Consider the following 14,246-nt stretch of genomic DNA (forward strand, 5'->3'; position numbering starts at 1 on the left):
CAAATGCAGTAGTTTTGCAGTAGGAAGTTGATGAATGACAATCAGTTATTTCATCACACATTCTTCCGTCAACCGGAAGCCGCGCAGCAGTTCATCCGTCTTCAGTCTCTTCTTGCCCGGAAGCTGGAGGGAGCGGATGCCGACAAAGCCATCTTCGGCAGCAACGCGGATATAGTTTTTCCCGTCTGTCTGCAAGGTTCCGGGAGCCAGTTGATGGGATTCCCCTATCTTCTCCGTCTCGAAGATTTTTACTACAATAGATTCTCCACTGGACTGGACCAACTCCGTCCAAGCGGCAGGATAGGGAGAAAGGCCGCGTACAAAATCGTAAATACGCTTCACCGGACGGTTCCAGTCAATACGACAAGTATCTTTGAAGATTTTCGGTGCCGGACGCAGTTCACCCACTACGGCCATTTCTTCTTGAGGAATACTTTTCACCGTACCGGCAAGAATGGCATCAACAGTCTCTACCACCAGGCGACCGCCCAACAGCATCAGTTTGTCGTGAACGATACCCACATTGTCCGTATCGGCAATGGGTATCCGTACCTGCTGAATAACCTCACCGGTATCAATCTCATGTTTCAGGAAGAAAGTGGTGATGCCCGTTTCCGTATCACCATTAATCACCGCCCAGTTGATGGGGGCTGCGCCGCGATACTGCGGAAGCAGGGAAGCATGCAGGTTGAAGGTGCCCAATCGCGGCATGTTCCATACTACCTCCGGCAACATGCGGAAAGCAACGACTATCTGCAAATCGGCCTTCCATGCACGCAACGCCTCCACAAAAACCTCATCCTTCAACTTCTCCGGCTGAAGAAGCGGAAGATTATGTTCCAGTGCATACTGTTTCACCGGAGAGAATTGGAGCTTATGCCCCCGTCCGGCAGGCTTGTCCGGCATCGTAATGACACCCACCACATTGTAACCTCCTTCTACCAGACAACGAAGAGCCTCCACCGCAAAATCGGGAGTACCCATATATACAATCCTCAAATTCTTCTTTTCCACCATTTCATTTACAATTTACTCCATTTACTATTTACCATGTACAATGTACACAGCACTCCGAATGGCAAATTGTACATTGTAAATGGTAAATTGTACATGTCCTCAGTCCTCTGAAAAATGTACCAACACTTCACGATACGAGTTGAATATCTTCGACTTGGACACGAATCCCAAGTATTTGTTTTCCGCATCCACCACCGGCAGATTCCACGCCTTCGTATCATCAAAGGTACGCATCACCTGCTCCATACTGTCCGTATCATACAGACGTGCCGGAGCCGAAGTCATCAGTTTTCCCACTGTAAAGCGATGATATAACTCCTGACGGAACATAATGTTCCGGATATCGTCCAACAAAACAATGCCAATCAGTACTCCTTCCTTATCGGCCACGGGAAAGACATTACGATGCGAAGCAGAAATGGCCTTTACCAGTTCACCCAAATCCATTTCGGGATGCACGGTCACAAAATCCTTTTCCACCACATTCTCCATCTTCATCAGGGTAAGGATGGCCTTGTCCTTATGGTGCGTCAGCAACTCTCCTTTCTTTGCCAAACGCATGGAGTAAATACTGTGAGGTTCGAACATGATAATGGTAAGATAGGAGCTGACGGAAACAATCATCAGCGGCAGGAACAAGTCGTATCCTCCCGTAAGTTCGGCAATGAGAAACACGCCGGTCAGCGGAGCATGCATGACCCCACTCATAACCCCCGCCATTCCCAGTAAGGCAAAATTCTTTTCGGGCAGATAAGCCGTCATCTCTATTTCATTGCTGAAATGTGAAAAGACAAAACCGGCAATACACCCCAAATACAATGAAGGTGCGAAGATACCGCCGCAACCGCCACCGCCATTCGTGGCACTCGAGGCAAAAACCTTGAACAGAATAATCAGTATGAGGTATATCAGCAACAGATTTCCGTGCCCGTAGAAGAAGGAATTATTCATCACCGTGTCCCATTCGGCATTACTCACTCCATTCAGCAATAATTCTATCGTATCGTAACCTTCGCCATACAACGGTGGGAAAAGGAATATCAGGATACTCAGCATGGCACCGCCCATTATCAGCTTCTTATAGGGAGTTCTCAACCTTCCGAACACGCCTTCCACAGAGTTCATGGCGCGGGTGAAATAAAGGGAAACCAATCCACAGAAGATGCCCAACATAATGACATACGGAATACGCTCCAATTCGAAAGCTTGGTCCAGATGGAATTTGAACATGGCGTCCGTACCCGTCACGATATAGGAAACAGTTGCAGCCGTCACCGCAGATATCAGCAACGGCAACAAGGAAGACATTGTCAAATCTATCATCAGTACCTCCAGCGTAAATACCAGACCGGCAATTGGTGCCTTGAAAATGCCTGCAACCGCACCAGCAGCACCACATCCCACCAACAGCATCAGCGTACGATGCTCCATCTTGAATATATTTCCCAGATTAGAACCGATAGCCGAACCCGTCAACACAATAGGCGCCTCCGCCCCGACCGAACCACCGAAACCGATGGTAATGGAACTGGCTATGATGGACGACCAAGTGTTATGTCGTTTGATACGTCCCTGTCGCCGCGAGATGGCATACAAGATTTTCGTAACACCATGACTGATGTCGTCCTTCACCACGTAACGGACAAACAATCCGGTCAGGAAGATACCCACTACCGGATAAACCAGATAAAGATAGTTGGCCTCCGTCGCATTGAAATTGTCCGTCAGGAAGTTCTGTATCCAGTGTATGATGCCTTTCAGTATCAGTGCGGCGAACGCCGTAAAAATACCCACAAGAAAACTGAGAATCAGTATGAATTGCTTCTCCTTGATATTCTTTTCGCGCCAAATGATGAAGCGCTGCAACAAACTCCTCTTATCCTCTGCCATTTTTTCCTTTTATTCGCGAATAATCTTGATGACTCCGCCCTTGCCCAACTTAATGATGCTGGACGGTTTCGGGCGTCCCGTTTCCTCTTGGCGGTATCCTACTATATAATCTACCGCAGACTTGATGTCTTCACTTATTTCACTGAAGTTGCCGGGAGACGGTTGCCCGCTGACATTGGCAGAAGTAGAGACTATCGCCTTACGGAACTGCTGGCAAAGCCGCTTTGAAAATGCCTCACTGGTGACGCGGATACCCACACTACCATCTTCGGCAAGCAAATTAGGAGCCAGATTACGCGCTCCGGAATAAATTATGGTAAGAGGCTTGTCAGCCAGTTCTATCAAATCCCAGGCAACCTCTGGAACATCCTGCACATAGAAATCCACCTTTACCAGGGAATCTACCAATACCAGCATCGCCTTACTGTCAGAGCGTCGCTTGATTTCATATACACGGCGCACCGCTTCTTCATTGGTAGCGTCACAACCTATGCCCCAAATCGTATCTGTCGGATACAAAATTACCCCGCCTTCGCTCATCACCTGGCAGGCTTTTTTAATGTCTTCTATCATTTCTTGATATATAAGTTCACGGATTAACATGCAAAAATAGTATTTTTGCAGCGATTATAAATAAAGTTTAAGAGAAAACAATGGAAGAAATTCAATTTAACCACACCCTGCCCATACAACTACGCTTCAATGACGTCGACAAATTCGGCCATGTAAACAACACTGTTTACTTTTCTTTTTATGATTTAGGAAAAACGGAATATTTCGCTTCCGTATGCCCGGATGTAGATTGGGAAAAGGATGGCATCGTTGTCGTCCATATTGAAGCAAATTTCCTTGCGCAGATTTATGGTTCGGACCATATTGCCGTGCAAACTGCCGTTACTGAAATAGGAACCAAGAGTTTCCATCTGGCACAGCGTGTCATCGATACGGAAACCCAAGAAGTAAAATGCGTTTGTACTTCCGTCATGGTAGCCTTCGACCTCGCCAAACACGAATCCAAACCACTGGAAGAAGAGTGGATTGAAGCAATCTGCAAATATGAGGGAAAAGATTTGAAGAAAAAGAAATAAAATCCTATATTTGTCAATTAAGCTAACATTTGTATAAGTAACAATCTGTTACATTTAGTCAACTGCTATGATTCGATTGATATTATTGACCGATTTTACAGAGTCCTTTTCGTACAATCTGCTAAAGGGGGTATTGGCCTATTCCAAAAGCCATGAACCATGGGTAGTATGCCGTATGCCACCCTCCTACAAAAACAGTCATGGTATAGAAGGAGTCTTGAAATGGGCAAAGACATGGCATGCAGATGCAATCATCGGCAGATTTGACAATGATGACAATGTGGAGCTATTCCGTGAAAACGGGATTATCGCGTTGGCCCAGGATTACAAATCAAGGTTCAGCAATATTCCAAACATCACCGGCGATTACCGCAAGACCGGCAGAATGGCAGCAGAGTTTTTTCTGAGTAAAGGCTTTCAGAACTTCGCATTCTACGGTTATCGCGATACGGTATGGTCACAAGAACGTTGCGAGGGTTTCTATGAGTGCATAGTATCCCAAGGGTTTGGAAACAATTTCTATTCTTATCAAGATCAATCACTTGATGACTTATGGTTTTATGAGGCACCACCTCTGCTCAATTGGTTAAAGTCATTGCCGCAACCTACGGCACTCATGGCTTGCGATGACAATCAAGGTAACCGCATTACGGAAATCTGTAAAGTCAACAATATCAGAGTGCCCGACAAGATAGCAATATTAGGAGTCGACAATGATGAGATTATATGCAACCTTTCAGACCCTCCCCTGTCCAGCATCAGCCAAAACATTGTAAGAGGCGGATTTGAGGCTGCCGCCCTCATAGAACATCTATTGAATGACGAGGAGGCCACTTATCAGGACGTAGTCCTCCAACCGGTTAATATAATTAACCGGCTTTCGACCGACTTCTATTCTACCACCGATGCCCATATCCAAACCGCTCTGAAATATATCCATCAGAATATAGCGGCTGATATCACTGTATCGGATATAGTGAAACAAGTACCATTATCACGCCGTTTATTGGAGATTCGTTTCAAGCAAGTCACTCAGCAGTCCATCCACAAATATATCTTCAACCTTAGGATGGAACGCTTTGCCCAATTGCTGTTGACCAGTGATGCTCCGATTGCAGATGTGGCGGAACAAGTCGGAATAAATAACCTGAAGAACTTGTCCCGCCAATTTAAAGCTTTGAAGAAAGTTTCTCCCAATGAATATCGGAAAGAGTACCAGACAAAGAGTTACCAGCACTGATTTAATCTGGTACAAACAACATGGTATCAGGTAACACGGTTTCCAGAACATTCCGCCCCGAATACCCGACTTCCAATTCCTGGCCCATGTAATCTTCGAAATACAGCAGGTGCAACTCGTGGTACCCTGCTTCGAGAGCGACTTTCCCTTCGGAACGGCGTCCGCTGTGTCCGCCGTCGTTATCAACAATCAATTTACCGTCTATGTATAGTTTAGAACCATCATCGGAAAAAGTATAGAAACGGTATACTCCCCTTTCTGGAATTTTCACCAACGTACGGAAATCATAAGCAAAATGATCAGGGACGGCTGCTTCTTCAATCGAGAAATTCTTCATCACCCCTTCCTTCACTTTATTACAGGCGGCAATATCGGCAACACGTTTACATTTGCCTTCATAATAGGTATATGCCACACCCTGCTTCTTGGAAGAAGTTCCCGTAGCCGGCAAATAAGCCATACTCTGCTCCTCATCCGAATTCAGACCTGAAGGGTAATAGTAGGCAGCCTCCCTTCCCGAAGGAGTGGAAATCCATGTGTCAAATTTGAATTGGTCTTCGTACAGTTCAATGATACGGGCTCCTCTCGTCAACTCTCCATACGCATCCGCACCGGTCACCCGTCCGTATCCCAATGCAACACCTTTATCTATTCCTATAAAATCGTTATCATGGTCATGCCCTACAAATACTCCCATTACATCCCTCATGTCAAGGAAGGAAGCAAACATACCGGAATTGATGTTAGCGGAGGCAACTCCACCTTCTTTATCATTGCCATAAGTTTTCCCGTCACCTCTGATTTCGTTGTATTCAATCAGCGGAATATGGAAAAAGGCCAAAGCAGGAACGGGATTACCACCGTTCTTCTCCGCAAAGTGTTTACTTTGCTTTCTGTACCATTCTATTTGGTCGAAATGAATCCAGTCGTAAGCACCATAGATTTTATTAGGCTGATAGTCGTTGGAATCCATGCAATAGAGCAATGCCTCTACCTGGTCCTTCTTCTCCGGACTATAAATAGAAATCACACAATTACCACATCCCATAATATCTTCAGGGCCTTTTGCCCCCACATAGTAGGGAGACTTCAAGAGGAAATCATAGATTTCATTGCGCGTCAAATATTCTGCATCATGGTTTCCCATCATCACCACAAAAGGCATCTTAGCTTCATTGAAAATATCCACTACACTTTTCCATCCATCCATAGCAGGGTCATCGGTCACCACATCCCCACTCAGTATAGCAATGTCCGGATGTTCGGCTGCCAGGACAGCACGGATAGTAGCTGCCGTTTCGGCACACTTTGCAGAACCCGGCATCCAGTGCAAATCTGTAAATTGTGCTACTACAAACTTGCCATTCTTAAAAAAGAATTGCTTCTGCGCAAAAGCCGTTACCGACATACAGCCCAATAGTACAATTAAAAAAACAGCTATTTTCTTCATAATTTCTTGAGATTAATATATTTCTATTTCATCTATTGCCAACTCACTCTGCAACCCTTCATGAAAATATCCTTTCGGGCACAAGCCACCACTCAATAATTCCAAGCGGACAAATGCAGCTTCCGTTTCGGCAAATGAAAGAGATACCGGGAAGCGGGTACCTTCCGTCAAGGTAAAATCATAAGTCAGCCGTTTAGTGCCCACCGGAATAAAAGTCTGACCATCCATTGAAACAGAGACACCCATCGCTCTTGCCGGCCATATCCCATTTACCGGCCTCCATAAAGAAGAAAAGGCAACTTCCTTGACTTTTTGAGGTTTCTTCAGTTCCACTACAATCTGTACAGTATCCTGGTAGAAGCTAATCCAGCGACGCATGTCGCGGGCATAGCCACATCGTCCATCAGTTAGTCCGAAGCCTTTATTCAAGTGCTCCCATCCTGCTTCAGGATTACAAGTATAGTCACATCCGGTTGCCTTGTTTACAGCAAAACTCTTGCGGGTCACTTTCCCTAGCGGCTTACCGTCTCTGTAAACTGCCGAATAAACAGTTGCATCCTCGTCCAACGGTATCGGAGTCCCATAAAGGGAAGATGAAGTGTTGACCGTTGAATCATTTACGGCATAGTAAATATCGGCATCCGGACAGAAGGTGTTCAAAGTCACCTCATAAGTCTGCTGCGACTTGTTCCACGCACCAGTCTGATTGACTTCATAGAAGTTGCGGCAAGCATTCACTCCGCAATAATCCAATCGTTCAAACTCCTTATCCAGCCTACGGGCAAACGACTCGAAGTCCTTATGTTCCGGCTGTGTCCATTGCACCTCTGACATAGCCAGCAAACGGGGGAAAGCCATATATTCAAAATACTCAGGAGTCTGTATGTACTCTCCCCAGATATTGGCTTGTACACCTATTATATAAGCTTGTTCTTCCGGAGTCAGTTCTGCAGGAAGCGGGTTATAATTGTACACCGTATCCAATGGAAGGAAACCGCCGATAGCCAACGGAGCGAATTCCGGACTTTCCTGGTAGTAATCCAAATAACACTTTTTGCCGGGTGTCATAATGACTTTATGCCGTTGGCGAGCCGCTTCGATACCTCCTTTCTCGCCACGCCATGACATGACGGTAGCATTAGGGGCAAGCCCTCCTTCCAGAATCTCATCCCACCCGATGATGTCACGCCCTTTACTGTTCACAAATTGCTCAATCCGATGGATAAACCAACTTTGCAGAGCTTCTTCGTTGGGCAGACCTTCCCGCTTCATCAAATGCTGGCAATGGGCACACTTCTTCCATGCTTTCTTGGGACACTCATCTCCACCAATGTGGATATAATGGCTGGGGAAGAGTTCCATAACTTCGGTCAGCACATTTTGTAAGAATTCAAATGTATGCTCTTTGGAACAATAGACCTCATCAAAAACATCAAAATAATCACGCACCACATAAGTCTTTCCCAATCCGCAAGAAAGTTCCGGATAGGAAGCCAGTGCTGCGGATGCATGCCCCGGCATTTCTATTTCGGGAATGACCGTAATGAAACGGTCGGATGCATACTTCACAATTTCCTTTATTTCTTCCTGCGTATAATAACCTCTCTTTTCTTTTCCATCGTAACGCCGTGGAAAATAATAATCAGAGTGTCCTATCTGAGTCTGTTTACGATAAGAACCTATTTCAGTCAGTTTCGGGTATTTCTTTATTTCTATTCTCCATCCTTGGTCATCTGTCAGATGAAAATGGAATTTATTCAATTTATAGAATGCCATCAAATCAAGAAACTTCAGCACTTCCTCTTTGGGCAGAAAATTACGTCCTACATCCATCATAGCCCCACGATGAGGGAAACGGGGAGCATCCGTAATGCTGACAGCAGGAATCCTAATCTTTCCTTCGTATTTCCGGTCACCATCATAAATGGCTGCCGGCATGAGCTGCAGCAAAGACTGGACACCATAAAAAAATCCTGCGGCAGTTTCATTGGAAGATATATTTATCCTATCGGAAGAAACCTCCAATGTATAGGCCTCATTGGGCAAGGAATTATCTATAGATAAGCAAATATCGGCCTTTCCCGTTTCCGAAATACCCTTCAGCGTTACAGAAGTGTTTTTCAACGCATCCTCCAAATAATGAAAAACTTTCATCGCGGCTTCCCCGGAAGGGACAGCCACTGTTTTTTCCCCTTGCAGGACATACACTCCCTGCATTGGAGCAAGTTCATTCGGCATGGGTATAATACCATAGTTTGCCGCTACATCATCAGCCACTCTCCCACAAGAGAGAAAAATGAATGACATAGCCAGTAACCAATATCTTATCTTCATAGTATTTGGGATAATAAGTTGGGATATTCCTTGATTGTCTTCAATATCAGTTCACCGAACAAAGTATTTGTCCAGGCAAACCAGGAACGAGTAAAGTCCGCGGCATCCTCCGAATGGAAAGACTCATGCATAAAGCCCGTCCCTCCGTCCGTATCACGAAGTTGCTTCAGACAAGCACGTATTTCTTCGGAATCATCCGTTGTAAAAGCCTTCATAATGATGCTCATCGGCCAGATATAATTCAATCCCACATGAGGACCTCCTACCCCTTCGCCGGCTTTTCCTTTAAAGAAATAAGGATTATTGTCACTCCATATCATTTTGCGGGTACTCTGGTAAATCGCATCTTTAAAAGAACAATAACCCAGATAAGGCGCAGCCAGCAAACTGGGTACATTGGCATCGTCCATACAAAGCGCGCTACCAAAACCGTCGACCTCAAAAGCATAAATACGTCCACAAACCGGATGATTGAAAGTACCATACCTGCGGATAGCTGCATCCACTTCATCTGCCAGTGCTATACATTTGCCAGAGAAGTCCTTGTTTCCATAAACTTTATCCTCTATCTCGGCCAATTGGCGCAATGACACAACTGCAAACATATTAGAAGGAATCAGAAAACCGTATTGTGTAGCATCATCTGACGGACGGAAAGAAGAAACGATTAAGCCGACCGGCTTTACCGGTGCTCCCCATCCGTTGTTAATCTGCGAATCTGTAGGGCGGTCGCAATCGCGCGTAAAGCTATAAGGTCCTAAGCCTTGTTTCCTCTGTTGCTCTTTAAAGGTCTTGACCACCAGCAGCATCGCTTTATGCCAATTTTCATCGAACACAGACGTGTCTTCCGTGTATTGCCAATAATGATAGGCCAAACGAATGGGATAGCACAAAGAATCTATCTCCCATTTGCGTTCATGCAGTTCCTTAACCATATGTTGTGTATGGTCGGTTTCCCAATAGCTGCCCAACGGCCCGTCGTTGAAGGCATTGGCATACGGGTCTATCAAGATACATTCAGTCTGTCTGTTGACAAGTCCTGCCACCATCAGCTGCAAGTCCCTATCTTTCTTCATCAACGGCAGATAGGGCCATACTTGCGCTGAAGAGTCGCGCAGCCACATGGCATCTATATCACCTGTAATGACGAAAGTATCCGGTCTGCCATTCTTCACTCTATATCTGACAGTAGTGTCAAGCGTATTGGGAAAACAGTTCTCGAACATCCAGCGCAACTTCTCGTCCTTTATTTTAGGCTTTGCTTCTTCAATGGCAGCATCTACTGCCTTCGAAATGAAGCTCCTTTTGCTTGCAGAAGGACGCAACGAAACATATCTCTGGCTCAAAGTCCCGGATGAAGATAACACGGAAGCGGGCTGAAAGGTCATTGCAGCCAAGGCAAGCCCGCCAGTCTTCAGAAATTGGCGTCTTGACATATTGTTTTTCATGATTGATGTCTTCTTTAATAGGTATGCTTACCGGATGTCACATTTATCTTTTTCTCTTTTCCACCATAGAGTACACACAGTTCAAAATCGATATTGGAATCTACTGTAATACGAGGTTCATCACTTGCCGAACGGCGTGCCTCAGCTTTTAAGGAAATAAGCCCTTCGGGACCAAAAGGATAACGTTCTATGCCGTTAGTCTCCGTCAAATTCATATCCCAGATAATCTGCTTTTTGGCATAATCTCCCCGAATACCGATAATAAATTCTATCAATTCGGCAATAGGAGGAAGTCCTGCCCAACCTACAAAATTATCCCTTGCCATAAATCCCGGCTCAGCACTTTCCGGAGCATAATATTCCCAAAAAGTTCCAGTCTTCTTATAGACCTCAAACACTTGAGCATAATGATTCAAACAAATCTCCCGTGCCAGTTTACCATAACCTTTCTGCACAAGTCCCTGCATCACCATGTAATTAGTTCCCGGCCATACGCCACCCTGCCAATAACGGCCATTCTCCTTGTATTTGGGATTATCGGCAGACAAAGAAGGAATACGGTGTTTCCGGTTGAATGTGGCAGGATTATCCAATTCCTTCACCATACGGTCCAACTGTACAGAATCCAATACATCAGTAAACAGAGCCCAATAGGCACCTATTCCCTTGGTTGTACAGAGAGTACCGTCAGCATATTGGTCATAAAGGAAACCGGTCTTTTCATCCCAAAGATTGTCATGGATATATTTTCCCAGCATTTTGGCTTCGTCTTCAAACTCTTCTATCTCTTGCCAACGTTCCAGATAAAAGCCCATCTCAAGTAGTAAATTGGCAGTAAATAATTGCTGTAGGTTTGTATCCAACCAAATCATATGCCCGTGACTGTAGATAGGGCTGTATTCCGACGGAACACGGGGCATATTATCCATGCCGGTTCCCCATCCGCTTGACCAGTAGGTTCCATTTCTCCAAGTATGGTTCAATTTCAACCACTTATAATAAGCACAAAGTACCGGAAATATCTTGTGCAGGCGTTCTGTATCACCAAACTGATGGAAATAGACCATCTCACACCAAGGCATCAAATTCGGTCCGGTACTCACCGGATCATAGCGTTCAAAGCAATCGGCACCATCTGCCTTTATTTCACGGCAAATGAAACCGTCGGGATGCTGCTTGGCGTAAAAGTTGTTCAGCGTATTCTGGAAAGGAAAGAAACGGGTACCATAGCGGGCAAACATCAGAATGAAAGAGGAATCCCACATAAAGATATTACCATTATAAGCTGTATCCAAATAGCTTGAGACAAAACCCGAGCCTGCTTGAGGAGCACGAATATTACCGATAGCTATTTCCCATGCCTTCCAATACATTTCAAGTTCCTTGTCATGTCCACCCCAAATGGGATTGGGAAGAATCTGCCGGGCTTCTTCGAAGCTTTTCGGCACAATCGTCTCAGGTTTTGCCACACGATATTCGTTTTCAGTGACCAACGGTTCTTTCACATAAGTATTCTTGTAGGGCAGACGATACTTCTCATCGTTGCCACAGCTCTGGGCATTGAGCGACGAACCCACCGAGAGCGACAACAGACCTGCCAATAAAACATGTTTCAGCATGGGAAATAGAGTTATTTGGTTATAATTTAAGCAACTTCTTTATTTTATCAAAGATGGTCGTATTCTCATAGATTCCGGTAAATTCTTCCGCTCCGGGACCAAAAGCATATACAGGCACCATCACACCGCTATGGCTGCCGGTGGAAAACTTGCAGACAATCTTGCCTTGTTTCAAATCGCCGTCCACAAGCGTAAGTCCTCCGGTTTCATGGTCGGCCGTCACTACAACCAGCGTTTCGCCGTCCTTAGCAGCCCATTCATAGATAGCTCCGATGGTACGGTCAAAGTCGTGCGTTTCCTGCATCAGCAAGTCCAGATCGTTGAAATGTCCGTAATCATCCAGCTGCGAGCCCTCTATCATCATGAAGAACCCTTTCTTGTTCTGATTCAGTAATTCGATACCTTTCAAGGATGCACGCGCCAAGAGGTCGCCACGCTCTGCCGGAAGAGGTGTATCCTTTGGATAAGGCACTGCGAACACCTTGCCACTCCCTATAGCCGCCAGTTCGTCCCAAGTGCGGGGTGTCTGGAAACCCTTCGTACGCAGTTCTTCAAACAAATTGCGTCCGTCCTTCCGGTTCTCGAAGTATTGTGCACCGCCGCCAAACACATAGTCGGCCTTGCAATCCACATATCCCGTCACCACATCCTCTTCTGCATCCCTGTCCTTGTTGTGACAGCAGAAGTCGGCAGGAGTAGCATCCCATAGGCGGCAGGTCACTGCCAGACCCGTTGATTTTCCTTTTTCCGAAGCCAAATCAATCAGAGATTTCAAAGGTCGTCCTTCCGTATCCACTCCCACATAGTGGTAATTGGTCTTTTGTCCGGTGGCAATCGCCGTTCCTCCGGCACCGGAGTCCGTAATCAGCTTGTCGGCACAATAAGTCTTAGACAAACCCACCGCCTGGCAGTTGTCCAGGAAAAGCTTTCCCCTGTTTGCGGTCCATGCCGAATAAACGTGCATCAAGCTCATTCCGTCGCCAATCATTAGGATGACGTTCTTCACCTTCTTGCCTTGCGGAGGCGTTATTTTGGTCACTTCATACGGTTGTTCCAACACGTAGGTCTGTTCTTTGTCACGACGGCTTTGTGCCGATGTTCCAACGGGCAGCAACACGATTGCCAAAAGTGCCCATACACTTATCTTTGCTATTCTTTTCATCTTTCTATTTTTTATTTTTCACCACAAATTACACAGATTGACACAAATTCTTCTCTTAATTCATAATTCAAAAAAACTCTGTAGAACTCTGTGTCCTCTGTGGTGAATTACGACATATCATTTCATTCTACCGTCACCAGCACCGGAGCATGGTCCGACAAGAAAGCCCCGTTTTCCATCTCGGCCAACACACCATATTTCAGCACTTTCCATCCGTTGCCCACAAACACATAATCTATCAGTGAACGACGTTCGTAGGGAATGCTGCCGAAATCGTGGAAACTCCATGCAGGTCCATATACTACGGGCGACACCGTGCGTGCATCCGTCAGATGTCCCGGATCTTCCGGGTTGGTGATATGCTTGATGACATCCGACTCCGGTGTAGAGTTAAAGTCTCCGGTCAGCACCACCGGCATCCCGTTACCCAATTCTTTCACTTTATTCAAGATAAGGCTGATTCCCTCGCGGCGTGCCACAACGCCCACATGATCCAAGTGCGTGTTCATGGCCAGGCACTCCTTGTCCGAAACCTTGTCCTTCAATTTCGCCCATGAGGCAACACGTTCACAAGCACCGTCCCAACCTTTGGAACCTGCCACTTCGGGCGTTTCGCTCAGCCAGAATGTGCCGGAATCAAGTACCTCAAAACGCTCTTTCTTATACCAGAGCGCGCTATATTCTCCTTTTTCCTTACCATCTGTGCGACCCACACCTATCACTCCATAATCCGGAAGGCGCTGCTGCAAGTCCTGCAACTGGTTGTGCAGCACCTCCTGCATGCCCACAATGTCCGCATCATAAAAGCGGATGGCATTGGCCGCACGGTCTTTCCTGTACCGCCAATTGTTCAGGCTGTCTTCTGGATTGTCATACCTTATATTGAAAGACATCACATTCATAGTAGATTCCTGCACGGCAGGCTTGTCCTGTTTCTCCTGTCCGCACGATACGAGCAGAAGCGGGAAAAGTAATAAAGCTATTTTCTTCATGGTTAT

11 protein-coding genes are annotated in these 14,246 nt (G+C 45.9%); 2 read left to right on the forward strand and 9 right to left on the reverse strand.

Features of this window, described 5'->3' with window-relative positions:
- Positions 1-45 precede the first annotated feature (45 nt).
- From fmt to JXR92_RS00265, 3 genes are all read right to left on the reverse strand, one after another.
- A complete protein-coding gene (fmt, locus tag JXR92_RS00255; RefSeq protein WP_138344960.1) occupies positions 46-1,017 on the reverse strand; it encodes a methionyl-tRNA formyltransferase in 972 nt (323 codons plus the stop codon).
- A gap of 99 nt (positions 1,018-1,116) precedes the next feature.
- Positions 1,117-2,907, reverse strand: coding sequence for a chloride channel protein (locus JXR92_RS00260; protein ID WP_138344958.1), 1,791 nt, complete (start codon positions 2,905-2,907; stop codon positions 1,117-1,119).
- A 9-nt stretch (positions 2,908-2,916) separates the two neighbouring features.
- Complete coding sequence (locus JXR92_RS00265) at positions 2,917-3,480, reverse strand: L-threonylcarbamoyladenylate synthase (protein ID WP_129643258.1); 564 nt, start codon at positions 3,478-3,480, stop codon at positions 2,917-2,919.
- An 80-nt stretch (positions 3,481-3,560) separates the two neighbouring features.
- On the opposite strand from JXR92_RS00265, the gene JXR92_RS00270 reads away from it, so the two are divergent.
- Both JXR92_RS00270 and JXR92_RS00275 read left to right on the forward strand, forming a co-directional pair.
- Positions 3,561-3,995, forward strand: a complete 435-nt coding sequence (locus JXR92_RS00270; RefSeq protein WP_117600845.1) for an acyl-CoA thioesterase — start codon at positions 3,561-3,563, stop codon at positions 3,993-3,995.
- 67 nt (positions 3,996-4,062) lie between these two features.
- Positions 4,063-5,235 carry an AraC family transcriptional regulator gene (locus JXR92_RS00275; protein WP_117600844.1) on the forward strand — a complete coding sequence of 391 codons (1,173 nt, stop codon included), beginning with the start codon at positions 4,063-4,065 and terminating at the stop codon, positions 5,233-5,235.
- Between the two features lies 1 nt (position 5,236).
- Here the strand turns inward: JXR92_RS00275 and JXR92_RS00280 are convergent, their stop codons facing one another.
- The 6 genes from JXR92_RS00280 to JXR92_RS00305 form a co-directional block, all read right to left on the reverse strand.
- The gene (locus JXR92_RS00280) at positions 5,237-6,685 is read right to left on the reverse strand and encodes a PA14 domain-containing metallophosphoesterase (RefSeq protein WP_138344956.1); all 1,449 of its coding nucleotides are present in this window, start codon (positions 6,683-6,685) and stop codon (positions 5,237-5,239) included.
- Positions 6,686-6,697: 12 nt separating this feature from the next.
- A complete protein-coding gene (locus JXR92_RS00285; RefSeq protein ID WP_117600842.1) occupies positions 6,698-9,019 on the reverse strand; it encodes a glycoside hydrolase family 20 protein in 2,322 nt (773 codons plus the stop codon).
- The gene (locus JXR92_RS00290; protein WP_138344954.1) at positions 9,016-10,467 is read right to left on the reverse strand and encodes a glycoside hydrolase family 125 protein; all 1,452 of its coding nucleotides are present in this window, start codon (positions 10,465-10,467) and stop codon (positions 9,016-9,018) included. The genes JXR92_RS00285 and JXR92_RS00290 overlap by 4 nt, the downstream gene beginning before the upstream one ends.
- Before the next feature lie 14 nt (positions 10,468-10,481).
- A complete protein-coding gene (locus JXR92_RS00295) occupies positions 10,482-12,086 on the reverse strand; it encodes an MGH1-like glycoside hydrolase domain-containing protein (protein WP_117600840.1) in 1,605 nt (534 codons plus the stop codon).
- Between the two features lie 19 nt (positions 12,087-12,105).
- Positions 12,106-13,248: an alkaline phosphatase gene (locus JXR92_RS00300; RefSeq protein WP_138344952.1), complete on the reverse strand. Its 1,143-nt coding sequence runs from the start codon at positions 13,246-13,248 to the stop codon at positions 12,106-12,108.
- Positions 13,249-13,370: 122 nt separating this feature from the next.
- Entirely contained in the window at positions 13,371-14,240 is an 870-nt protein-coding gene (locus tag JXR92_RS00305) for an endonuclease/exonuclease/phosphatase family protein (protein ID WP_117600838.1), read from the reverse strand.
- Between the last annotated feature and the right edge of the window lie 6 nt (positions 14,241-14,246).

This window comes from Bacteroides parvus (assembly GCF_017309675.2).
GTDB classification, from domain to species: domain Bacteria; phylum Bacteroidota; class Bacteroidia; order Bacteroidales; family Bacteroidaceae; genus Bacteroides; species Bacteroides uniformis.